This window comes from Bacillus sp. FJAT-22090 (assembly GCF_001278755.1).
Classification (GTDB): domain Bacteria; phylum Bacillota; class Bacilli; order Bacillales_A; family Planococcaceae; genus Psychrobacillus.
Genome location: NZ_CP012601.1, coordinates 252,094 through 274,958 on the forward strand (window position 1 = coordinate 252,094; position 22,865 = coordinate 274,958).

Genomic DNA, 22,865 nt, shown 5'->3' on the forward strand with positions numbered 1-22,865 from the left:
GCTGCAAAAAGGAACGGGATGAGGACCGGAAATAATAATAAATTAATCATTGTCTTCTGTTCCTTTCATTAAATCCATATTGTCTGTACCTAGCTCTTTATAGGTTCGATAAGCTAATACTAAAGAAAATGCGGTAACACCAAAGCTAATAACGATAGCTGTAAGTATTAATGCTTGGGGAAGTGGATCAACATAATCTGTTACCCCATCAGCTAAAACAGGAGCAGCTTTTCCATTTAGCCCGCCCATTGTTATAAGTAAGAGATGTGTTCCATGACTAAGCAAGCCCGTTCCGATAATAATTCGAAGTAAGCTTCTAGAAAGTATTAAATAAATGGCTGCCATAAATAGAAAGCCGATTAAAATGGACATTAATATTTCCATTATTCATCTCCTCCTATCATTTGAATGATTGTCATTGTTACTCCGACTACAACTAAGTATACGCCTGTATCGAAAAACATTGCTGTATGGATCGACGTTTCACCAAGTAAAGGTAAATTAAAATAATCATAGGCATGTGTAAAAAATGGCACATTAAAGAATATAGAACCAGCGGCAGTTGCTAAAGAAATTAATAAGCCGGTTGCAGTAAGAACCGTATAGTTTATAGGAAGCATCTCTTTTACTGTTTTCAAGTCGAAAGCTAATAATAATAAAACAATAGCACTAGACATCAACAATCCGCCGACAAATCCTCCACCAGGTGTATAATGTCCTGCAAAAAAGATATGAATGGAGAAGAGAAAAATAATGAAAAATACTACTTTCGTGGTCGTTTGAATAATTAAATCATTCGTTTTCAACTTTTTCTATCTCCTTTCTTTTTTGCTAGACGCAGTGTAATCATTCCTATAATTCCTAGAGAAGCAATTGTTAACACACTTATTTCAAATAAAGTATCAAATCCACGGTAATCTACTAAAATAACGTTTACGATATTTCCGCCACCAGCTTCTGAGTAAACAGTTTCCTTATAATAATCTGCTATAGAAGGAATAAGCTTTTGAGAATGAGAAGAGATAGCGATCAATGTAACCATTACACCTACTCCAAGAGCGATAAGGAAGTTTCCAAGTCGGAAACCTCTATCTTCTTTTCCTTTTTCATGCTTGTCCATTTTAGGCAAATGATAAAATGCCCCTAAAAATAATGCTACTGAAACTGTTTCAATTACTAATTGTGTTAAAGCAAGATCAGGAGCCTTAAAGATGATGTAGAATAAAGCAACCGTGTATCCTACTGCTCCTAGTGCAATTATCGCTGTAAGTCTTGATTTCGTAACCAAAATTGTAATAGTTCCGACGATTAATATAATTGAAATAAGTATCTCAAAGAAACGAATTGGTGCTAAGTTTTCAAAACTAATTACAAATGCATCTTCAAACCACATTGTACCTGCGAGTAATAGGATGATCGCAGCAAACATAAAGACAAAATAAGAACGAATAGAACCTGTCATATACATGGATGAAAAGCGATGAGCTCCTCCATCTGCAAGTCGCATTATTCCTTCATACATATTGTTTAAAGTGAATTTTGATGGCAACTTTTCGTAAACTGGAGTCCATTTTGGTATGGTTTTATAGAATAAGAAACCAACTAAAAAGATACCAAGTGTCATGTATAAAGCAGGCGAGTTAAAACCATGCCAAGCTTTTATTGTAAAGCCTACTTCCGCAGGAACTTTGTATGCTAAAGGTTGAATAGCAGCTACCGCCGGTTTAATAAACGTAGTACCAATAAAATTTGGAACAAAGAAAATAACTATAACAAGAGTTGCTAGTATACCTGGTGAAACTAGCATTCCAATTGGAGCTTCGTGAGCTGCTTTAGGTAATTGTTCCGGTTTATGTTTCCCACGGAATGTATGAAAAACAAAATAAAGACTATAAACAAATGTAAATACACTAGCGATCCATGCGATAATTGGAATCAATATGCCCCAAGTATCGAATGCATACAGGTCGAAATGCTGTAACTCTAAAGTAGCGTCCAAGAACATTTCCTTGCTTAAAAATCCATTAAAAGGTGGAACTCCTGCCATTGATAAGCTCCCGATTAATGCAATCGTAAAACTGATTGGCATTAAACTCATGAGTCCACCAAGTTTTCGGATATCTCTTGTACCTGTTTCATGATCAATAATACCTGCAATCATGAATAAGCTCCCTTTAAATGTAGCGTGATTAATTAGATGGAAGATTGCCGCAAAGGTTGCAAATGTAAATGTAGCAACTAAGTCACCCGTAACATGATAAGCGACAGAACCGATTCCAAGTAAAGACATGATTAGACCAAGTTGACTGACAGTTGAAAAAGCAAGTATCGCTTTTAGATCCGTTTGTTTGACAGCAAAGAAGGAACCCCATAATAATGTGATGATACCTACTCCGGTAACAAGCCATATCCAAACTTCGGATAGAGCAAAGATCGGAGTAAATCTTGCTACTAAATATAAGCCTGCTTTTACCATCGTAGCAGAATGCAGATACGCACTGACTGGAGTTGGTGCTTCCATTGCATCAGGTAACCAAATATAAAATGGGAACTGAGCTGACTTTGTAAATGCCCCAAGTAAAACGAGTACAAGTGCCCAAACAAATAGATCCTGACTAACTAGAGCAGGTGCTTGTTCAATTAGCTCACGAATTGAAAATGTTTCTCCGATAATGCCAAGAATCAAGAAGCCTCCTAGCATCATTAATCCACCGAAAACAGTAATCATCATGGATTTAAGAGCACCAAATCGAGAACGATCTTTCGTATACCAATATCCAATAAGAAGAAAAGAAGATATGGACGTTAATTCCCAAAAGAAATACAAACTTATTAGATGATCTGACTGAACAACTCCGAGCATAGCAGTCATAAACATTAATAAATAAACGTAAAAATTGCCAAGCTTTTCTTTTTTCTTGTTCATATAAAAGATGGAGTAAAGAACAACAAGTGCTCCTATTCCTGTAATTAACAACGAAAAAAGCAAGCTTAACCCGTCTAAATAAGAGATAAAGGATATCTCGAGTGACGGTATCCAAGGGAGCTCCTCCATATAAGTGGATCCCTTCATAATAGAAGGTATGTAGGTTGCATAAAAACAAACAAGTGCAACGGGTACAAGTAATACAAACCAGCCGGTATGTATAGTAGGAACCCTTTTAAATAACAAAGGGATCACAAGTGCAACAATGACGGGTGCGAATATTGCAAAAACTAAGGACAAAGGAATCCTCCTTTCCAAGCTATGTATTTAAAATGCATCCCTAAAATTATAACGTAAATGTATAGTAATTGCATTGATGAAAAATAGATATCTACTTGCAGAATATACCTTTTCTTCGATATGATACAAAAGTATGGATACTAGAATAAGAGGAGAAGCTATGAAGAACCCATATGTGTTTGGATTTTTACCACTCATCACTATTTTGTTATTTAGTTTATCTTTTTCTATTTTTACAATGAACAAAGCGATAGATCTTTTTAAAGTAATTGGTGTTTATAGTGGGATGAGAGAGTTTTTATCCGATTTGGAATTGAAACTGTTCTTAGTTATTATCCTAGCACTTATTTATTTTATGCTTTTTTCTGCACTTAAGTTGATTGCTGAAACAATACATGAGATTGGGATGTTGTTTTTCTCAAAAGATTTAGAAGGTAAGACTATTTCTCAAGCACGTGGTGGATACGTCATTTTTTTTATTGGATCATTTATTTCAGCAATCGGTTTTCAATCTCTTCAAATATTGCTCATCATTTTTTTAGCTACAGCTTTTGTTTATTTTGTATACGTCATATTCAAATTAAGCAGTTCAATGAGCATGATGGGGACGGTAGGGTTAATAATGTTCGAGTTTATGGTATGGAGTCTATTTTTAACATTAGTCATCTATGTGACGATTAAACTTTATAATGGAATAGTGGCAAGTTTACCATTTTTATAATTGTCACAAAATCGCTAGTTTATGAGGAATAATTATACATTTAAAGTTACTAAGCGGCATAACGAGACCAATTCATTCTTTACCGAGACCAATTGAAGCCAATTGAAAACTAATTAGCAAGAAACCGAGACCAAATAAAAAAAGAAGAGTCATCTCCATTTGGAGATGACTCTTTTCTATTTCTCTCTCATAATTTTGTTAAAAATAGAATGATGAATTTTTCTAGATTCGATTGATTTCATATTTTTAGGCATGTCATAGCCAATCCATACTGCTGAGGTATATGTATCTGTTAACCCAGCAATCCAATAATCATAAAAGTCATTCGTAGTTCCAGTTTTAGCGCCAACGTAGGTAGCAGGAATAGAGATTCCTTTTCCAGTTCCATTTTGCACTACATCGGAAAGTAATCCCCTCATAGTTTGAACTGTTTTAGGTGACCAAACCTCTGTTTTTTCTTCATTCCATTCATATAAAATGTTTCCCTTTTTATCTGTAACTTTTCGAATGGCATGAGCAGGCTTATACATGCCATCAATAAAGCTGCTATAAGCATCGGCCATTTCTAATACTGTAACGCCATGTGTTAATCCACCAAGTGCGGCAGCATAAGTATGATCTTCATTCGTTAAATGATTAAATTGGAATGGCTCTAGTTTTGCAAATGCATTATCTATTCCAACGGTTTCTAATAACCGTACTGCAGGAGTATTGTGACTGAAGCGAAAAGCTTGCTTAATCGTTACATTCCCGTACAGTGCGCCTCCATAGTTTTGAGGACAGTATGAGCCAATACAAAGTTTCCCGCCATTTATCGAGTTATTAGGAGTTAATGTAGTTGTTTCAAAAACTGGTGCGTACACAAGTAATGATTTTAATGCTGATCCCGGTTGTCTAACTGCTTGATACGCACGATGAAAATCAAATTTTTTATACTCTTTACCTCCGTATAAACTGATGATTTCTCGTGTTTCGTTATTAATGACAACCGAAGCAGCCTGTAAATCAGGCGTTTTAACTAATAGTTTATTTACGTACTTTTCATCGTCTAGTTGTTTCGACGGATCAAGAGCTGTATAAATTGTCACTCCTTGTGCTATCACTTCATTCACTTTAGTTTGAAGTTCATTTTCTAATAAGAGCTTTTGCTGTTCATTTTGGGCAGTTGCTATTTTCTCGGAAAAACCTTCTTTTGATGCAACTAAATTCTTCAACTCTTCTAAAACATAAGTGCTATAGGTAGGGTACAGCTGTTTTTTTGTTTTTGTCTTCAGGACGATTGGTTCAGCCTTTATTGCTTCTCCACTTTCCTTTGGTATTTTTCCGTTTTTCACTAGGACATCTATAAGTAATTCCTGTCTTTTCTTTGTTGCATCAAAATTATCTATAGGATCGTAGATTGTTGGATTGTTTGGAATCGCACTAATAAAGGCAAGTTCTGCATCTGACAACTCGTGTAATGGTCTTCCAAAATAATAAGTTGCAGCAGCTCCAATACCATAGACCTGATTACTAAAATATATTTCATTTAAATAATTCGTTAATATTTCATCTTTTGTAGCTTGCTTTTCCATTTCATATGCATAAATAAGCTCCGTCACTTTTCGTTCATACGTTTTCTCAGTAGATAAATATCGTATTCTTACTAATTGTTGCGTAATTGTACTAGCACCTTGTTCTTTTGCATTGGCAGAAGCATTGGCAAAAACAGCTCGGAATATTGCGCTAAAATTAAATCCAATATGATTGTAAAATTCTACATCCTCGCTTTGAATGAACAACTCTTGTACAAATAAAGGTATTGACTCAAGCGGTAGGGGGTCTCTCCATTCCACGTAATCCTCTGAAAAGATTTGTTCATTTTCGTCTAACAATACAACTGGTGAAGACAGGGGAGGGGTTGATAATTGAATGGATTGTTTTAAATCATCTTGAAAAGAAGACGCGGACAATATTTCTGCATGGATAAAGGATGTCAACATCCATATTAAAGGGAAACATAATAAAATAAGGAGAAACCCTATTACTTGTCGCATTTGTTGCACTCCAGTTCTTATAATCTAATAAAAAGAATAGCACACTTTCTATTGGAAAGTGTGCTCATTTTTAATTTGTTTGTTTAGCGTGAAGTTCTTCTTCCAATAAAACATCTTCAAAGTCTTGAACTGGTTTTTTTCTCGCAAAGTAGATGATTAAATAGCCACATAAAAACAGTGACCCTGTTACATAGAAAACGGAAGATATACCAATGTATCCACTGATGAATCCACCAAACATCGGACCAATAATATTGCCTAAAAAGCGGAAGCTTGTGTTATAGCCCATTAGTTCACCTTGTACTTCAATAGGGGCTTCTCTTCTTATCAAGGCAGTTGTAACAGGTATCAACCCACCTGATGCAATACCAAAAAGGAAGCGTAGTATGATTAATTGCCATAAATCCGTTACCCATGCTTGTGGGACAATGAAAATTAAGGCCAATATCAGCAAAATAGATAATATTTTTTCGTATCCGTGGGTATCCCCTAGTTTTCCCCATGTTCTAGCAAATAGCAAACTGCCGACTCCTGTAGCACTGAAGGTGACTCCTGCAAGTAGTGCAACTTCAGTTGAATTGGTCAGATGCGATACATATAAGGACAAAAGAGGCTGGATACTAAACAAACCTATTTGTATAAGAGAAGTAATCATTAAAACGTTTAATATGAGGCGATGATGAAAAATTCCCGAAATTACTGTTTTTCTAGAATATTCATGATCTCCTTTTTTCTTTTCTCTTCTTATTTCATGTACGCCAAAAATAACGAGTAACGCAGCAATTGATACAGCACTGGAAGTAATAATAAACGTATATTGAAAGCCGAATGTATCCGCTAGAAATCCTCCGAATATAGGTCCAAATAATGTACCAGAAACACTTCCCATTTGAAGAGTTCCCATTGTTTTACCTGCAATTTTTTTAGGAGTCTGGGAGCTAATAAAAGCCAATGATGTAGGGATGAAACCAGTAACGACTCCCATAAATAATCGAAGAACAAAAAATGCTTCAACAGAAGAAACAAATCCCATTAATAAAACACTGATAGCAATACCGAAGCCATTAATAATTAAAATAGGCTTGTACCCATATTTATCAGCAATTCTTCCCCAAATCGGAGACATTAAAAAGGCCGATACGAATGTTGCCCCGAACACAAGACCAGACCATTTTTGAACATAGGCATCCGAAAAGTCTCCCATTGTGTTGATGTACAAAGATAAAAAGGGCATAATCATTGTCATTGTTCCAGATACTAAAAAGTTAGAAAACCACATAATAATAAAGTTTCTTTTTTGTACGCTCATCCAAATCCCTTCTTTCTATTTGTTGCGTACCTTCTCAAAAAAATAGTTAAGTAATTACTTTATTTAAAAACTTTCAAGACTCCAAGCACCAGCCACTCAATGTCAAATGTGCAAGCTTGTGCTTTTCTTTTACCCATTATAGGTTATTTTGTGTAGCGAATAAAGTTAGATACTTTGTCACTGAAAATGACTTTTCAATATGTTAGAATTATTTGGGGTGAATAAACTGTGAAAAAGATTATTTTTTTATTATTAATAAGCGCTGTTTTGATAGTAGGGGCATGCGGTGACAAAAAGGTAGTTAATACAGAAACGGAAAATACAACAACGGAAAATACAACAACGGAAAATGAAGGAGACAAAATTATGTATCCACAACTTTCAACAGAAGTTGCTTCAAATGAAGCTTTAGTTATTATGAATACATCAAAGGGACCTATTAAAATTAAATTATTCCCTGAACTTGCACCTAAAACGGTTGAAAACTTTTTAACTCACGCTGAAGAGGGCTATTATGATGGTCTTATTTTTCACCGAGTGATCGAAGACTTCATGATTCAAGGGGGAGACCCAACAGGTACTGGTATGGGTGGAGAAAGTATTTACGGTGAAGAATTCGAAGATGAGTTTTCGATGAACCTGTTTAACTTAAGAGGAGCATTATCGATGGCTAATGCTGGACCTAATACAAATGGAAGTCAATTTTTCATTGTACAAGCATCAAGTGCTCAAGCAGAGGCTAAACAATTAGAAGACGGTGGATGGCCAGCAGAAATTGCAGCTGCGTATGAGAAAAATGGCGGAACTCCACACTTAGATCAAAAACATACCGTTTTTGGACAAGTTATAGAAGGTATGGAGATCGTTGACCAAATTGCAGTTGTAGAAAAAGATGAAAATGACAAGCCACTAGAAGACATTACGATAGATTCTATTGAAATCGTACAAAAATAAATAGGGAAGTGTTTAGATGTTGCAGTTTTTACAACTAGGTTTTTTATATTTATATTTTCCGGAAGATAAAACGGAGTATATTCCAGTGGTTATTGAATTAGTTGTTTTAGTTATTCTATGTATTTTTGTTTTTAGATGGTTAAAAAGAAAATCGATTAAAGACGCAGCGAAAGCAAAAGAGTTAGAAGAGAGAATTATGCAGGCAAAGAAGGAACAACTGGATAAGTAACTTAATACAAATAAAAACGCCTTTTATAAGGCTGTTTTAGATTATTGACAAAAAGTATTGTGAGGGTTGTCCTTCCAATACCTTTTGTCATTTTTTATGTTTTTAATAGTTAAACACAGGATCTGATACTTCAGGATTGTTATTATATAGTATTGATGAGTGTTTTGCTTATAAAGCATCCAGTTTATTGGAACGGAGGGCGGCGACTCCAGCGGGACAAGCGCGTCCAGGTGAGACCCCACAGGAGCTTGCGACGAGGAGGCTCACGGACCGCCCGCGGAAAGCGTCCGTCCGCAGTGGAAATCAAGGATATACGATATTATTTATCAGTGAAAAAAAGACAGTAGACAAACTCGAGAATCTTCAAGTTTATCTACTGTCTGAAACAGCTATACAATGGCTGTTTTATTTGAATTATTTAAGAAAGTGCTTTAATAAATCGTGCAACTCCATCTTCTAAAGTATGTCTTGGACAAGCTACGTTCATTCTTAAAAAGCCTTCTCCCGTTTTTCCGTATTTCGTACCTGGCTCAAGGGCTAACTTACCTTTTGTTAAAAGCAAGTCCATAATCTCTTTTTCTGATAACCCTGTATCTCGATAATCTATCCATAAAAGATAAGTTGCCTCAGGTTTAGACACTTTTATTCCTTTTAACTTGTTCGTTAATTGTTCTACTACATAATCCATATTGGAGGATACAACCTCTAGTAATTCCTCCAGCCAAGGCTCCCCATGTTCGTATGCTGCTTGAAAAGCAGTCAGTGAAAATATATTTAGTTCCATTTGTCCACGTTCTAAGGCTTGATTCTCTAGGATTTTTCTTTTTTGTTGGTCTGGCACTATAATTGTAGCTGCTTGAATTCCCGCTAAGTTAAATGTTTTAGTTGGTGCAAAGAAAGTAATAATATTATTAACATTTTCCGCTACCGAAAGAATGGGTATATGCTTGTTTGGCTTAAAAACTATATCTGCATGGATTTCATCAGATATTATAAGTACATTATATCTTTCGCATAAAGCTGCAATTTTAGTTAAATCTTCTTTGGTCCACACTTTTCCACCTGGATTGTGGGGACTACAAAGAATAAAAGCTTTAACACCAGATGAAAGCTTTTGCTCAAAGTCATCGAAATCGATTTCAAATGAACTATTAATCTCCATGAGATCACAAGTCTCTACAATACGACCAAGTCGTGTAGGTACATGATTAAATGGTGGGTACACTGGAGAATGTATTAAGATTTTATCTCCTACTTCGGTAAAAGCATCTAATACAGAAGCCATCGCAGGTATTACACCTTGTTGAAAGAATATCCATTTACTTTCTATTTTTAATTGATGTTTTTTTTCCAACCAATTTGTAAGTGCAAGTTTTGTTTCTTCGGGTACAATGTTGTATCCAAAAACTGGGTGTTCTAATCTCTTATGTAATGCATCGATAATAGTGGAAGGGATAGCAAAGTCCATATCTGCAATCCACATAGGAAGCACGTCGGATGCATCTGGAATGGAATATATTTGTTCTAGCAAGTCCCACTTAGTAGAATGTGTATTACGTCTTTCAAAAACGGTAGAAAAATCAGGCAAATTAATTACCCCTTTCAATTTGTAATTATTATGTTATTATAACCCTAACTAATAAAAACTAGTAAGGTGAAAATATATGGACACAATTGAAATGAATCGAAAAGCACTTTGGACATTACAAGAATGGGACCCATTTAATATAGGTGTTGATAGTTATGACGCCGAAGCTGCTGATGTAGTTGCAGATCTTCAAAGTATTGACCATCCTTCTGAGTTGGCCAAAAGAATACAAACCATTTATGAACATTCTTTTGAACAGTGGATACCACTTGAAAAGTGTGTAGAAGTTTCATATAAATTGATTGCATTAAAATATGAAATGAAATGTATTATTTAAGTATAGTAGTTATCGTGAAACAAAAAAAGCTTTCGGTTAAAAAACCGAAAGCTTTTATTCGTTTTGTAAGCCATCTAATAGGTTAGATGCTGGTACTTCTAATGCATTTGAAAGTTTCAATAATGTTTGAACAGATGGAGTTTCACTTCCCGCTTCATAAGCCTCTAACTTTGATGCTCCTATAGTAGCCTTATGGGCAAGCTGTTCTAAAGAAATATTTCGTTCTTCCCTCAGTTGACGTAATTGTATGTGAAGTTCTTGTTTCATAGTTACATCCATCCTTTCAAAGAAGTAATAAGTATAACTATATTATAGCACAAACATTTTAGAACAACATTTTTGAGATAGCCTATAAAAAATTTTTAGACAAATAATTTCATTACTCCCTGAATGAAGACGATAATAATTGCTATTGGAGCGGCAAAACGCACGATAAAACGCCATGTATTCAATAGAAATTGATTTACCTTCAAGTCATTTTGTAACTCAGATTTGGTAAGGACATAACCCGCAAATAAAGAGGTAAACAATGCTCCTAATGGTAGCCCAAAGCTACTTGTTAAAAAGTCCGCAAAATCAAAAATGGACATTCCTAAAATGTGACTATCAGAAAGAATCCCAAAAGACAACGCACTCGGAATACCTATTAGAAAGATTAGGACTCCATATACCCATGCAGCTCGTTTCCTACGTTCATATTTTGACTTAATACCGATGGATACAACAATCTCTAACATGCTGATTGATGAAGTTAACGTAGCAAAAAGCAACAAAACGAAAAATAGTATTAAGAAAAATTGTCCAAATATTATTTGCTCGAAAACAGCAGGTAAAATGATGAAAACTAGACCCGGTCCTTCATTTGGTGAGAATCCAAGAGCAAAAACAGCAGGGAAGATAACAAGTCCAGCCATAATGGATACACCGATATTGAGAAGTGAGACACTTAGTGCTGAATTGCCTAATCTAGTCTCTTTTGGCAAATAAGACGCATAAGTAATCATTGCGGAAACACCTACGCTTAAGGAGAAAAAGGCTTGCCCTAATGCCAGTAGAGCTGTCTCCCATGTGAAATAAGACCAGTCAGGAACGAATAAAAATTTAACTCCTTCCATTGCACCTTCCAAAGTTAAAGAGCGAACTGCTAAAACTAAAAAGAATATTAAAAGAAGAGGCATCATCCATTTACTAGCCTTCTCAATTCCTCCCTGGATTCCACCCGATACAATCCATATTGTTAGAAAGATAAAGGCACCTTGTCCGACTATAACTTCCCATGGATTTGAAATGACACTATTAAACAAATCCTCATAGAAGGTCTCGTTTGTTCCGTTCAAGCTAAATGTGAGAGCTCTTATTAAATAAGATAATATCCATCCCCCAACTACACTATAAAAAGATAGAATAATAATAGAAAAGAAAAACCCAGCCCATCCAATTACAAACCATGGTTTCCTAGGAGCAAGTTTTTTAAAACTAGTCACTGCATCTGCTTGACCTTTTCTTCCTATAATGAATTCTGCTAATAAAATCGGTAGACCAATTAATAAAGTACACAAGATAAATAGTAAGACGAATACGCTTCCACCATTCGTTCCGGCCATATATGGAAATTTCCAAATAGCACCTAAGCCAATTGCACTTCCAGCCGCTGCTAATACAAATCCGATTTTAGATCCAAAATGATCTCGCTTTGCCAAAATAATTCCTCCTTTTTTACAACTGTCTTATTGTACATGAGGTTTACAAGAAAATGTAGACAAACAAATGAAACATTCGTGAAATATCTTTCGTATCATCAATACATAGAGAGCGAGGGGGAGCAATGTCCGAAAATGAAATAATCGAGCGAGCGCAGCAAGGAGACAAAGCTGCATATACAGCTCTTATTCAAAAACATCACCGAACAGTTGAAAAGTTTGCTTTTCAATGTGGTGTCAAAGTGAACGATATTCCTGATGTCACTCAGGAAGTGTTTGTAAAGCTTTACCGTTTTTTACATCAATTTAAACGCGAACGGTTTACAACATGGCTCTACAAAATAACTTTAAATGCTACAAGAGACTATTATCGTAAGGAAACAAAAGAAATAGAAAAGGAAAAAAAGCTAAATCATCATAATATGAATATCTCCACTAAGTCCACGGAAGATCGTATATTACTATTTGAAGAAGACAAGGAGTTGCATCAAGCAATTCAATCACTAGATATAAAATATCAGCATCCAATAATTTTATTTTATTTTCATGATTTATCGTACGAACAAATTGCTGATATATTAAGTGTTCCGATAACTACAGTAAAAACAAGATTACTACGAGCAAAAAGCCAACTAAAAAACCTACTTTCATCGAATGGAGGTGCCAAGCATGGACGATAAGCAGCTTGAGGAACGATTGGACTTATTAAAAACATCATACGATAGAGTTCCATCGAGTATTGACACGGATGAAATTCTAAATAAAATCGAATTGGAAAAAGTAGAACCTCTAAGCAAGAATAAAACTACTAAATCAAAATGGCAAAAAGTTGCGGAATTGGCTGTTAGTATTGCAAGTATATTAATTATTGGAATACTAGGAGCAACATTTTTATTAGAAGACGAAACGAGACAAGGGAAAGAGATACAGAATGAGGAATCGAAAGCCTTTCTAGAGAAATTGAAAAAGAATTATCCAATAGAGAGAAAAAAACGTCGTGAAATGCTGAACCTATCAGAAGAGGAGTTTTCTCAAATAGAATTTATTAGGTCTGCGGATATGAATTTTCAGCATTACACGGATGATAGGTCTAGCCCTTTTATTGATGGAACTATTTATACCGACTTAGATGAACGGTATGAGGAAATTATGAATAATTTAAAACTACCATCTGAGATGGTTAAAGAAATTCACCAAGGAAAGAAATTAAATAAAGCAGAAACAGTAAGTTTTTTAAATGAATATTACTTAAAAATCAATAATTTTAGGACGTATGCAAATGAAAAACTAAATGAGTACAAAGAGGAGCTATCCATTTACAAAGTAGAAGGCCACTATAGTATAAATGAAATCATTGAAAATGAACCTTTCCTTCCAGAGGAATTTAATAATTTAAGATATATTGCACATAATCAGGGTCTTCAATTAAAAATAATGGAGGATGGAATTGATCTTACTTTTCGTATCGATCTTACACTTACTCCCACATTGTTTTCAGGCAATTTAAATTCAATAGCTGATGGTTATTTGCAAATGATGGCATTTGAGCCATTTACTTATGCATGGGAATTAATATTTCCGATGAATGATACATTTGTTGTATTGAAGAATATGGAGAACTATTTGCTGGATGATTATATAAACAATAATTTTGGAGACTCCAAAATGGAATCGTATTACACGAGCGTGTTCTATTTTTTAGTAAAAGGGACGAAAGAGAATCCAGTTTTCGATAAAAAGGGTATTGTAAAAGATGAATATAGAGAACTATGGAGATTAATGACTCAAACTAATGGTAACTCCCCATTTCCATATTTATTAATTCCAATAGTCAATGAATTTGAAAAGACAGGATGGACAAAATCTGAAGAATGGAATAATTTCTCATACGCTCATATCGAAGATGCTCTTCACCTTGCGAAAAACGGGGATATAGAAAAATTTATGCCAAATTTAATAACAAAAGATCAAGTTGTGAATCATGATTTTTTACAGCGAATTCATGTCCTATATAAATCATTTGCAGCAACTCACGATCAAACAGTATTGAAAGATGCAACTCCGGAAGAGATTGTTAGTCTATATTATTATTGCTCACTGATGGAGGATTATGAAACAAAGTACGAGTTGTATATAAAAGATGATTCGTACGTTCAAATACCAAAAGAAGAATATATGAAGGGTACACATCAAAAAATAACAGATATTCGGAAGGAGTTCTCATCACTACACTTTGAACAACGATCGGATAAAGAGGGATATGTAATCATAACAATGGCTCCGGAACGTACAATTCACTTAGAAGAGCCAGTAGTTGGCTTTAGTATTATCCAAACTGAAAATGGCTGGCGAGCAGCTTTTATGCCTACTCAGTGATTTTTGCTTGCTCTCTTTCTATTATGTTATAATTTAACATGACCATAAGGGTAGATGCGCATAAGAGAAATCGGGAGTGAACAAAATGAATAATGAAAATAAGGTAGGAGATGTTGTCACAGGTAAAGTTACTGGAATTCAACCATATGGAGCGTTTGTTAGTTTAGACGAAAATACACAAGGTCTCGTGCATATTTCTGAAATTACTTACGGCTATGTAAAAGAAGTCGGTGAATTTTTAACTGTAGGCCAAGAAGTAGAAGTGAAAATCTTAGAAGTGGATAGTGAATCTGGTAAAATCAGCTTGTCTATACGTGAACTACAAGAAAAACCTACTATTTCTAAAAAAGATGATAAACCAAGGAAATCTTTACAAGCTCGTGTTGATGAACATGATGAAGAAGGATTTAATACATTAAAAGAAAAGCTTGCAGAATGGATTAATCAGTCCGTTCAATAAATGAAAAGGTGACTCCTAAATGTTGTGAATTCACAGCTTTAAGAGTCACCTTTTTAATTATTCAAACTTATAGTTTCATTTTTCTGCGACGGTATTGTAAGTTTTGACGGCTCATTCCTAATGCTTCTGCAGCTTTTGTTACATTGCCATCATATTTATCTAGAGCTTTTTGTAAATAATATCTTTCCGCTTCACGCAAATATTCTTCCAAAGGCAACAAATCTTTTTCAGCAGTGAATACAAAATCCTCTGCTTTCTTTGAGGATTCATTGAAATCCTGTACTTTCAACTTAAAGTGAAGTGGGAGCATATCAAACTTAAGCACCTGCTCAGTAGTAATCATCGAGCTGATTTCATCTAAAAGAAGTTCAAGCTCTTTTAAATTTCCTGGCCATTCATACGTTAAAAATGCTTGAATGACATCATCTTCAATTTTATTGATCGTCGAGCCATACAGATTAAGATATCGATTAAAATAATCATTCATAAAAGGTAAAATATCCTCTGTGCGCTGACGGAGTGGTGGAATTGTAATAGTCACAGTTGCAAAATAGTAATACAATTCTTTGTTTAATTTATCCTTTGCTATTAAATCTACTGGATCTTCACCAATGCTTGCGATGAATAAATTATTTCCGTCTTTATTTGAATTTAAAATATCTAAAAGCTGTTTTTGCAATTCGAGGGATAATAAATCGATTCTTTCACAAAATATTGTACAGTTTGAGATATGTTCAAGTTCTTTTTTAAATTTATTAATTAAGTGAATATCTGAACTATGGCAAAATAGGGAAACAAATTGATTATTAGCTGGAGAGAGCTGATTGTGAATTCCTTCTGCTATTAAATCTTTGCCAGTACCAGCTTCTCCGATTAATAATACAGGCATTCGAACATGGGCTGCTTTTATAGAACGCTCCAATACTGCTTGCATGGCAGGAGAAACAGCTGTAATGGTAGAAAGGGTGATTTGTTCGTTGTACCTTTTTAATGGTTGATAAATTAATCGTTCAAGTGCAGTGATATCTCTAGAAAATTCAACTGCTCCGATAAGTTCATTATCATCCAAAACAGGGTATGTATCATTTATAGTCGTTATTTCTTGCCCATTACGATTCCAGTATGTTTGTTTAACGCGTAATACAGGTTTTCCACTATGGAGGACTTTTAATAACGTACTTTCATGCTGTTCAAATTGAAAAAGTTCCAAAATGGAACGGTCTTCAACGTCTACAGAATTTAAGCCCTCGATTTCTTTCATTTTTTCATTATAAATGACTGTTTTTCCTGTTGTATCAACTGCGTGGATGCCGATAGCTACTTGTTCGGCAGCAAATTTATAAAAAGGAAAAAGCTTTTCATTTTTCTCACTCACACGGCTCACCTCAAAAAAAATTTTAACATTTTAGAATTTAACACTTGAAAAACGCAACAATCTTTTGCATTATTATATATGTAAACGGATTAAAAGAGCAAATAATTTTTGCACTAAAATAATTTGCACTAAATTTAAAGGAGGATTTTTCCATGATAGATTATAAACACGAAGCATTTACAGACTTCTCTAAAGAAGAAAACAAAAAAGCGATTAAAGAAGGCTATAAAGTAGTTGAAGGTTACCTTGGAAATGAGTTCCCATTGATCGTTGGTGGGGAAAGAATTACAACAGAAGGTAAAATCACTTCTTATAACCCAGCAAATAAAGAGCAAGTAGTAGGTGTTGTTTCTAAAGCAACTCAAGAAATAGCAGCTAAAGCAATGCAAATAGCAGATGAAGCATTTAATACTTGGAAAAAAGTAAAACCTGAAGTACGTGCAGATGTACTTTTCAAAGCAGCAGCTATTATTCGCCGTCGCAAATTTGAGTTTTCTGCTCTTTTATCTAAAGAAGCGGGTAAAACTTGGGTTGAGGCTGATGTAGAAGTAGCAGAAGGAATTGACTTCTTAGAGTATTATGGCCGTGAAATGCTACGTTTAAAAGATGGAGCACCAGTAGAAAGCCGTCCAGGCGAATATAACCGTTATGACTACATTCCATTAGGTGTAGCAGTAGTTATTTCTCCATGGAACTTCCCATTTGCAATTATGGCAGGTACTACAGTTGCAGCGGTGGTAGCAGGTAACACAGTACTATTAAAACCAGCTTCAACAACTCCAGTTGTTTCTTACAAATTTGTTGAAGTATTAGAAGAAGCAGGTTTGCCAGCAGGTGTAGTAAACTTCATCCCTGGTTCTGGTGCGGAAATCGGTGACTTCTTAGTTGAACACCCACGTACTCGTTTAATCAGCTTCACAGGTTCTCGTGATGTTGGTCTAGGAATCGTTGAAAAATCATCAAAATTGGCTCCAGGTCAAATCTGGATCAAACGTTCTATCCTTGAAATGGGTGGTAAAGATACAATCGTTGTAGACAAAGAAGCTGACTTAGAATTAGCTGCTCAATCTATCGTGAAATCTGCTTTTGGATTTAGTGGTCAAAAATGTTCTGCTTGTTCACGTGCAGTAATCGTAGAAGATGTATACGATCAAGTAGTAAGCCGTGTAGAAGAGTTAACAAACAACTTAACTGTTGGTGTTCCTGATAATGATGAGCACTTTGTTGGTCCAGTTATCGATGGAGGTTCATTCAAGAAAATTATGAGCTACATCGAAATTGGTAAAGGCGAAGGACGTTTAGTTACAGGTGGTACTGGTGACGATTCAAAAGGATTCTTCATCCAACCAACAGTAATAGCTGACCTATCTCCAACAGCTCGTATTATGCAAGAAGAAATCTTTGGACCAGTTGTAGGTCTTACAAAAGCTAAAGATTTTGACGAAGCAATCGAAATTGCTAACAACACTGAATATGGTTTAACAGGTGCTGTTATTACAAATAACCGTATGAACTTAGAAAAAGCTCGCGAAGATTTCCACGTTGGTAACCTTTACTTCAACCGTGGATGTACAGGTGCGATTGTTGGATACCAACCATTCGGTGGATTCAATATGTCAGGTACAGATTCAAAAGCAGGTGGTCCTGACTATATCGGACTTCATATGCAAGCAAAAACAACTTCTGAAATGCTTTAATTTTTACGGGTAGACTCACCTTAATGTGAGTCTACCTACTATTTGAAGAGAAGGAGAGTATCTAATGACAATTTCACATGAGATCATTGAACAAACAAATAAATTTGGTGCGAATAATTATAATCCACTTCCAATCGTTGTATCGGAAGCGGAAGGTGTTTGGGTAAAGGATCCAGAGGGTAATAAATTTATGGATATGCTTTCTGCTTATTCTGCAGTAAACCAAGGCCATCGTCATCCAAAAATTATTCAAGCTTTAAAAGATCAAGCTGACCGTGTTACTTTAACTTCTCGTGCATTCCATAATGATCAATTAGGACCATGGTATGAAAAAGTAAGTCAATTAACAGGTAAAGATATGGTATTACCAATGAATACTGGAGCTGAAGCTGTTGAAACAGCATTCAAGGCCGCACGTAGATGGGCTTACGATGTAAAAGGTGTAGAAACGGATAAAGCAGAAGTGATTGCATGTAATGGTAACTTCCATGGTCGTACAATGGGAGCTGTTTCTTTATCATCAGACCCTGAATACAAACGTGGATTTGGACCAATGCTTCCAGGTATCAAATTAATACCTTATGGTGATTTAGAAGCACTTAAAGCTGCAATTACACCAAATACTGCTGCATTCTTAATCGAACCAATTCAAGGTGAAGCTGGAATCATTATTCCTCCAGTAGGATTTATGAAAGCTGCACGTGAATTATGTCGCGAAAACAATGTATTGTTTATTGCGGACGAAATTCAAGCAGGTCTTTGCCGTACTGGTAAGATGTTTGCTTGTGAGTGGGAAGACGTAGAGCCAGATATGTACATCTTAGGTAAAGCATTAGGAGGCGGGGTATTCCCAATTTCATGTATCGTTGCTAACAGCGATGTACTAAGCGTATTTAACCCAGGTTCACATGGTTCGACTTTTGGTGGTAACCCAATGGCATGTGCTGTTTCTCTTGCTGCTCTTGATGTATTAGTTGACGAAAAATTAGCTGATCGTTCACTTGAACTTGGAGAATATTTTGTTAATGCATTAAATGAAATTGATCATCCTTCTATTAAAGAAGTTCGCGGACGTGGGTTATTTATTGGTATGGAGTTAACGGAAGAAGCTCGTCCATATTGTGAAGCTTTGAAAGAACTAGGATTATTATGTAAAGAAACACATGATACAGTAATTCGTTTTGCACCACCTCTAATTATTTCAAAAGAAGAGTTAGACTGGGCAATTGAAAGAATTAAAAAAGTATTTACAAAATAATAATTTATAGACAAATTTCTACAACTATATGTTACAATTGTTCCGAAGAAATCATTATGAATTAAAGAGGCGAAATATCAAATGGCTGATAATTTAAACCTGTTCACATCAACACAGGCTGTAATTCACGAAGCTTTGCAAAAATTAGGGTATGACGAAGCAATGTATGAACTACTTAAAGAACCACTTAGAATGTTGGAAGTACGTATCCCGGTTAAAATGGATGACAATACAGTAAAAGTTTTCACTGGATACCGTGCGCAACATAATGATGCTGTAGGTCCTACTAAAGGTGGAGTTCGATTCCATCCTGGTGTAACTCCTGACGAGATGAAAGCTCTTTCTATGTGGATGACTTTGAAAGCTGGAATTGTTGATCTTCCTTATGGCGGTGGTAAAGGTGGAGTTGTATGTGACCCACGTGAAATGTCTATGGGAGAAATTGAACGTTTAAGCCGTGGATACGTTAGAGCTGTTGGCCAAATCGTTGGACCAACAAAAGATATCCCAGCGCCAGACGTTTTTACAAATGCTCAAATTATGGCTTGGATGATGGATGAATATAGTCGTATGGACCAATTCAACTCTCCAGGATTTATTACTGGTAAACCACTTGTACTTGGTGGCTCACAAGGTCGTGACCGTGCTACAGCACAAGGTGTAACAATCATTATTAACGAAGCTGCTAAAAAACGTGGTATTGATATGACTGGTGCACGCGTGGTAATTCAAGGTTTCGGTAACGCTGGAAGCTTCCTAGCAAAATTCTTACATGATCAAGGTGCAAAAGTTATCGGTATTTCAGATGCTTATGGTGCATTACATGATCCAAACGGTTTAGATATCGATTATTTATTGGATCGTCGCGATAGTTTTGGAACAGTAACTACTTTATTTGAAAATACACTTTCTAACCAAGAATTATTAGAATTGGATTGTGATATTTTAGTTCCTGCTGCAATCGAAAACCAAATTACTAATGAAAATGCTCATAATATTAAAGCTAAAATCGTAGTAGAAGCTGCTAATGGTCCAACAACTACAGAAGCTACTAAAATACTTTACGATAGAGGAGTATTACTAGTACCAGACGTTTTAGCAAGTGCTGGTGGAGTAACTGTTTCTTATTTTGAATGGGTTCAAAATAACCAAGGTTATTACTGGACTGAAGATGAAGTAAACGATAAACTAGTTGCTAAAATGGTAGACGCTTTTGAAAATATTTACGAAGTAGCTACTACTCGTAATATTGATATGCGTTTAGCTGCTTACATGGTTGGTGTACGCAAAACTGCTGAAGCATCACGTTTCCGTGGTTGGGTATAAACACTTCTTATAATAAGTTGAACCGCTTGTAAATTACAGGCGGTTTTTTTATGATTAAAAAAGATACAAAGAAGGAGGATTTTTGGATGAATGCATTTTCTTTTTATAATCCTGTAAAATTAATTTTTGGAAAAGGACAAATTAGTAAATTAAAGGACGAGTTATCCTTCTATGGAAAGAAAGTTCTTATCGTATATGGTGGGGGCAGTATCAAGAAAAATGGATTGTATGATCAAGTAATCTCTATTTTAAATGAAGCTAATATGGAAGTATTTGAATTAGCTGGAGTGGAGCCTAATCCTAGATTGACCACTGCTATAAAAGGAGCAGAACTGTGTAAGAAAGAAGGAATTGAAGTAATACTAGCAGTTGGTGGAGGCTCCGTTATTGATTGTACTAAACTTATTGCTGCTGCTGCGAAATATGAAGGGAATCCTTGGGATTTTGTTACTAAAAAAGCATTTCCAAAAGAAGCGTTACCTTTTGGAACAATCTTAACATTAGCAGCTACAGGTTCAGAGATGAATGCTGGTTCTGTTATTACTAATGAAGAAACGCAAGAAAAATATGGCTGGGGTCATCCGCTTGTCTATCCTAAATTCTCCATCTTGGACCCAGTAAATACATATACAGTGCCATTAGATCAAACTGTATATGGCATAGTTGACATGATGTCGCATATGTTCGAACAATATTATAATAATGCTACTAATACACCTGTGCAAGATGAGATGATCGAAGGGGTGTTGCGCTCGGTAATAGAGGCTGCCCCAAAACTTATACCTGATTTAGAAAATTATGAACTTCGTGAGACTATTTTGTTTGCAGGAACGTTAGGATTGAATGGCTTCTTACAAATGGGTTATGCAGGTGACTGGGCAAGCCATAATATCGAACACGCGGTATCTGCCGTCTACGATATTCCGCATGCTGGTGGTTTGGCAATCATCTTCCCAAGATGGATGCGCCATAATGTTCCTGTTAACCCAGAGAGATTTGCAAAATTAGCAACTAGAGTATTTCATGTAAATCCTGAGGGCAAATCCACGGAACAAATTGCACATGAAGGAATTGATCGATTGGCTGAATTTTGGGCTTCTTTGAATGCACCGACAAATTTAGCATATTATAATATTGACGATTCAAAAATTGACTTAATGGTTGATAAGGCAATGGCTAACGGAGAGTACGGCAATTTTAAAAGGCTAAATGCAGAAGATACTAAGGCCATACTTACTGCTTGTCTATAAAAGAAAAACACATGACTTGAGCTTTTGCTCAGTCATGTGTTTTTAATACGGTGTGTGGATCTTTATGATGCGTCCATTTTCTTATTCCGTCATCTTCATCAAAGGCAATTGTAACATCCGTTACACTTTGTTGATTTAAGATAAGCTCTTTCAATACATCATGAATATCATCTACTTGTGAAAATGAAAGAGTAGGATCAATTTCAACTACTAAGTCTACGTGTAAGAATTCTCCTTCTTTTATTACTTCTAATTCCTTTATGTCTTTTACATCTTTGTTCTCAGAAACGATATGTGCAATATGGACAAGCATCTGTTCATCTGTTTCTCCCAAAGCACCTCTTGCGTTATCAAGGAATACTTTACCGACAACATAAAACATCATAAGCCCTATGATTATAGATGCAATGCCTTCTGCTTGTAAGAAACCAGTAAAGTAGGATATTAAAACTGCTACAAATGCAAGAATACCACCAGTAGTAGCGACTAAATCTTCCATGAAAACAAGCTTCGTTGCTGGCTTAGCGCGTTTTAGGTGAATAAAACTTGAAGTAAGTGGCGCTAAAAATCCACCTTTTTCTCCAACTTCATGTAGGATCTCTTTTCCGGCTTTATAAAGGACAAAAAGTTCTAAGAGTATACTAAAACCTAGTACAGCAAGACTTATTGCTACACCAGTAGAAGCCGCGGGGTGTTGTACATGATGCCAACCTTCTTTAATGGTTTCGTATGAAAGAATACCAACAATAATAACAGCTCCGAGACACACTAAGTTAATTAAACGGCCAAAACCATTTGGAAATCGAGGTGTAGGGGCTTTTTTAGATAATGCTGAACCAAAAAACACAAAATATTGATTAGCTGCATCTCCTATTGAATGCATCATTTCAGCGAACATGGCGACATTTCCTGTAAAAAAGAATGCAACACCTTTTACAATTGCGATAATTGTATTAACAATTGCAGCGAGAAAGGAGGATTTATTTCCACCTTTTAGTAGTTTAAAAAATTCTGTCATATAAT

Annotated in this window: 21 protein-coding genes; 11 read left to right on the top strand and 10 right to left on the bottom strand. The window is 35.5% G+C overall.

The genetic code is table 11. The annotated features are described in order from the left end of the window. Window positions 1–42: 42 nt before the first annotated feature. Genes AM499_RS01320 through AM499_RS01330 form a run of 3 tightly spaced genes read right to left on the bottom strand, consistent with a single transcriptional unit; the run spans window position 43 to window position 3,226 of the window. Window positions 43–384: a Na(+)/H(+) antiporter subunit C gene (locus AM499_RS01320; protein WP_053588521.1), complete on the bottom strand. Its 342-nt coding sequence runs from the start codon at window positions 382–384 to the stop codon at window positions 43–45. Then, on the bottom strand, window positions 384–806 hold the full coding sequence (locus tag AM499_RS01325; protein WP_053588522.1) for a Na(+)/H(+) antiporter subunit B: 423 nt from the start codon (window positions 804–806) through the stop codon (window positions 384–386). The genes AM499_RS01320 and AM499_RS01325 overlap by 1 nt, the downstream gene beginning before the upstream one ends. Continuing rightward, window positions 803–3,226 (bottom strand): Na+/H+ antiporter subunit A, encoded by a 2,424-nt coding sequence (locus AM499_RS01330; RefSeq protein ID WP_053588523.1) that lies wholly within the window; start codon window positions 3,224–3,226, stop codon window positions 803–805. Before AM499_RS01330 ends, AM499_RS01325 begins: the two co-directional genes overlap by 4 nt. 160 nt (window positions 3,227–3,386) lie before the next feature. Between AM499_RS01330 and AM499_RS01335 the strand changes: the two genes are divergently transcribed. Next, on the top strand, window positions 3,387–3,947 hold the full coding sequence (locus AM499_RS01335; RefSeq protein WP_053588524.1) for a DUF5366 family protein: 561 nt from the start codon (window positions 3,387–3,389) through the stop codon (window positions 3,945–3,947). A 176-nt stretch (window positions 3,948–4,123) separates the two neighbouring features. On the opposite strand, the gene AM499_RS01340 is transcribed toward AM499_RS01335, so the two are convergent. Beyond that, entirely contained in the window at window positions 4,124–5,983 is a 1,860-nt protein-coding gene (locus AM499_RS01340; protein ID WP_053588525.1) for a transglycosylase domain-containing protein, read from the bottom strand. Window positions 5,984–6,053: 70 nt separating this feature from the next. Next, window positions 6,054–7,292, bottom strand: coding sequence for an MFS transporter (locus tag AM499_RS01345; protein ID WP_053588526.1), 1,239 nt, complete (start codon window positions 7,290–7,292; stop codon window positions 6,054–6,056). Between the two features lie 366 nt (window positions 7,293–7,658). Between AM499_RS01345 and AM499_RS01350 the strand changes: the two genes are divergently transcribed. Then, window positions 7,659–8,246, top strand: a complete 588-nt coding sequence (locus AM499_RS01350) for a peptidylprolyl isomerase (protein WP_053592055.1) — start codon at window positions 7,659–7,661, stop codon at window positions 8,244–8,246. Between the two features lie 16 nt (window positions 8,247–8,262). Then, complete coding sequence (locus AM499_RS01355) at window positions 8,263–8,475, top strand: hypothetical protein (protein WP_053588527.1); 213 nt, start codon at window positions 8,263–8,265, stop codon at window positions 8,473–8,475. Between the two features lie 418 nt (window positions 8,476–8,893). Here AM499_RS01355 and AM499_RS01360 read toward each other — a convergent pair whose 3' ends face one another. Then, window positions 8,894–10,063, bottom strand: a complete 1,170-nt coding sequence (locus tag AM499_RS01360; RefSeq protein WP_053588528.1) for a MalY/PatB family protein — start codon at window positions 10,061–10,063, stop codon at window positions 8,894–8,896. Window positions 10,064–10,139: 76 nt separating this feature from the next. Between AM499_RS01360 and AM499_RS01365 the strand changes: the two genes are divergently transcribed. Then, entirely contained in the window at window positions 10,140–10,400 is a 261-nt protein-coding gene (locus AM499_RS01365; protein WP_053588529.1) for a DUF1871 family protein, read from the top strand. Window positions 10,401–10,454: 54 nt separating this feature from the next. Here AM499_RS01365 and AM499_RS01370 read toward each other — a convergent pair whose 3' ends face one another. Both AM499_RS01370 and AM499_RS01375 read right to left on the bottom strand, forming a co-directional pair. Next, window positions 10,455–10,667, bottom strand: coding sequence for a helix-turn-helix domain-containing protein (locus tag AM499_RS01370; protein WP_053588530.1), 213 nt, complete (start codon window positions 10,665–10,667; stop codon window positions 10,455–10,457). Between the two features lie 95 nt (window positions 10,668–10,762). Then, window positions 10,763–12,100, bottom strand: coding sequence for a sodium-dependent transporter (locus tag AM499_RS01375; RefSeq protein WP_053588531.1), 1,338 nt, complete (start codon window positions 12,098–12,100; stop codon window positions 10,763–10,765). 125 nt (window positions 12,101–12,225) lie between these two features. Here AM499_RS01375 and AM499_RS01380 point away from each other — a divergent pair, with 125 nt between their 5' ends. The 3 genes from AM499_RS01380 to yugI all read left to right on the top strand — a co-directional run bounded on the left by AM499_RS01380 (window position 12,226) and on the right by yugI (window position 14,936). Then, a complete protein-coding gene (locus AM499_RS01380) occupies window positions 12,226–12,780 on the top strand; it encodes an RNA polymerase sigma factor (RefSeq protein WP_053588532.1) in 555 nt (184 codons plus the stop codon). Beyond that, window positions 12,770–14,476 (top strand): hypothetical protein, encoded by a 1,707-nt coding sequence (locus AM499_RS01385; protein ID WP_053588533.1) that lies wholly within the window; start codon window positions 12,770–12,772, stop codon window positions 14,474–14,476. Before AM499_RS01380 ends, AM499_RS01385 begins: the two co-directional genes overlap by 11 nt. An 85-nt stretch (window positions 14,477–14,561) precedes the next feature. Then, window positions 14,562–14,936, top strand: a complete 375-nt coding sequence (yugI, locus tag AM499_RS01390; protein ID WP_053588534.1) for a S1 domain-containing post-transcriptional regulator GSP13 — start codon at window positions 14,562–14,564, stop codon at window positions 14,934–14,936. A 67-nt stretch (window positions 14,937–15,003) separates the two neighbouring features. On the opposite strand, the gene AM499_RS01395 is transcribed toward yugI, so the two are convergent. Then, window positions 15,004–16,311, bottom strand: coding sequence for a sigma-54-dependent Fis family transcriptional regulator (locus AM499_RS01395; protein WP_053588535.1), 1,308 nt, complete (start codon window positions 16,309–16,311; stop codon window positions 15,004–15,006). A 152-nt stretch (window positions 16,312–16,463) separates the two neighbouring features. Here AM499_RS01395 and pruA point away from each other — a divergent pair, with 152 nt between their 5' ends. The 4 genes from pruA to AM499_RS01415 all read left to right on the top strand — a co-directional run bounded on the left by pruA (window position 16,464) and on the right by AM499_RS01415 (window position 21,842). Next, a complete protein-coding gene (gene pruA / locus AM499_RS01400; RefSeq protein ID WP_053588536.1) occupies window positions 16,464–18,008 on the top strand; it encodes an L-glutamate gamma-semialdehyde dehydrogenase in 1,545 nt (514 codons plus the stop codon). 64 nt (window positions 18,009–18,072) lie between these two features. Continuing rightward, on the top strand, window positions 18,073–19,266 hold the full coding sequence (locus AM499_RS01405) for an ornithine--oxo-acid transaminase (RefSeq protein WP_053588537.1): 1,194 nt from the start codon (window positions 18,073–18,075) through the stop codon (window positions 19,264–19,266). An 81-nt stretch (window positions 19,267–19,347) separates the two neighbouring features. Then, on the top strand, window positions 19,348–20,592 hold the full coding sequence (locus tag AM499_RS01410; RefSeq protein ID WP_053588538.1) for a Glu/Leu/Phe/Val family dehydrogenase: 1,245 nt from the start codon (window positions 19,348–19,350) through the stop codon (window positions 20,590–20,592). An 86-nt stretch (window positions 20,593–20,678) separates the two neighbouring features. Beyond that, a complete protein-coding gene (locus AM499_RS01415; protein WP_053592056.1) occupies window positions 20,679–21,842 on the top strand; it encodes an iron-containing alcohol dehydrogenase in 1,164 nt (387 codons plus the stop codon). A 28-nt stretch (window positions 21,843–21,870) separates the two neighbouring features. Here the strand turns inward: AM499_RS01415 and AM499_RS01420 are convergent, their stop codons facing one another. Next, window positions 21,871–22,860 (bottom strand): cation diffusion facilitator family transporter, encoded by a 990-nt coding sequence (locus AM499_RS01420; protein WP_053588539.1) that lies wholly within the window; start codon window positions 22,858–22,860, stop codon window positions 21,871–21,873. Window positions 22,861–22,865: the final 5 nt, after the last annotated feature.

Coding starts and splice junctions, on each gene's coding strand:
- AM499_RS01320 (WP_053588521.1), bottom strand. CDS start 384: ATGGAAATATTAATGTCCATTTTAATCGGCTTTCTATTTATGGCAGCC.
- AM499_RS01335 (WP_053588524.1), top strand. CDS start 3,387: ATGAAGAACCCATATGTGTTTGGATTTTTACCACTCATCACTATTTTG.
- AM499_RS01340 (WP_053588525.1), bottom strand. CDS start 5,983: ATGCGACAAGTAATAGGGTTTCTCCTTATTTTATTATGTTTCCCTTTA.
- AM499_RS01345 (WP_053588526.1), bottom strand. CDS start 7,292: ATGAGCGTACAAAAAAGAAACTTTATTATTATGTGGTTTTCTAACTTT.
- AM499_RS01350 (WP_053592055.1), top strand. CDS start 7,659: ATGTATCCACAACTTTCAACAGAAGTTGCTTCAAATGAAGCTTTAGTT.
- AM499_RS01355 (WP_053588527.1), top strand. CDS start 8,263: ATGTTGCAGTTTTTACAACTAGGTTTTTTATATTTATATTTTCCGGAA.
- AM499_RS01365 (WP_053588529.1), top strand. CDS start 10,140: ATGGACACAATTGAAATGAATCGAAAAGCACTTTGGACATTACAAGAA.
- AM499_RS01370 (WP_053588530.1), bottom strand. CDS start 10,667: ATGAAACAAGAACTTCACATACAATTACGTCAACTGAGGGAAGAACGA.
- AM499_RS01380 (WP_053588532.1), top strand. CDS start 12,226: ATGTCCGAAAATGAAATAATCGAGCGAGCGCAGCAAGGAGACAAAGCT.
- AM499_RS01385 (WP_053588533.1), top strand. CDS start 12,770: ATGGACGATAAGCAGCTTGAGGAACGATTGGACTTATTAAAAACATCA.
- yugI (WP_053588534.1), top strand. CDS start 14,562: ATGAATAATGAAAATAAGGTAGGAGATGTTGTCACAGGTAAAGTTACT.
- pruA (WP_053588536.1), top strand. CDS start 16,464: ATGATAGATTATAAACACGAAGCATTTACAGACTTCTCTAAAGAAGAA.
- AM499_RS01405 (WP_053588537.1), top strand. CDS start 18,073: ATGACAATTTCACATGAGATCATTGAACAAACAAATAAATTTGGTGCG.
- AM499_RS01410 (WP_053588538.1), top strand. CDS start 19,348: ATGGCTGATAATTTAAACCTGTTCACATCAACACAGGCTGTAATTCAC.
- AM499_RS01415 (WP_053592056.1), top strand. CDS start 20,679: ATGAATGCATTTTCTTTTTATAATCCTGTAAAATTAATTTTTGGAAAA.
- AM499_RS01420 (WP_053588539.1), bottom strand. CDS start 22,860: ATGACAGAATTTTTTAAACTACTAAAAGGTGGAAATAAATCCTCCTTT.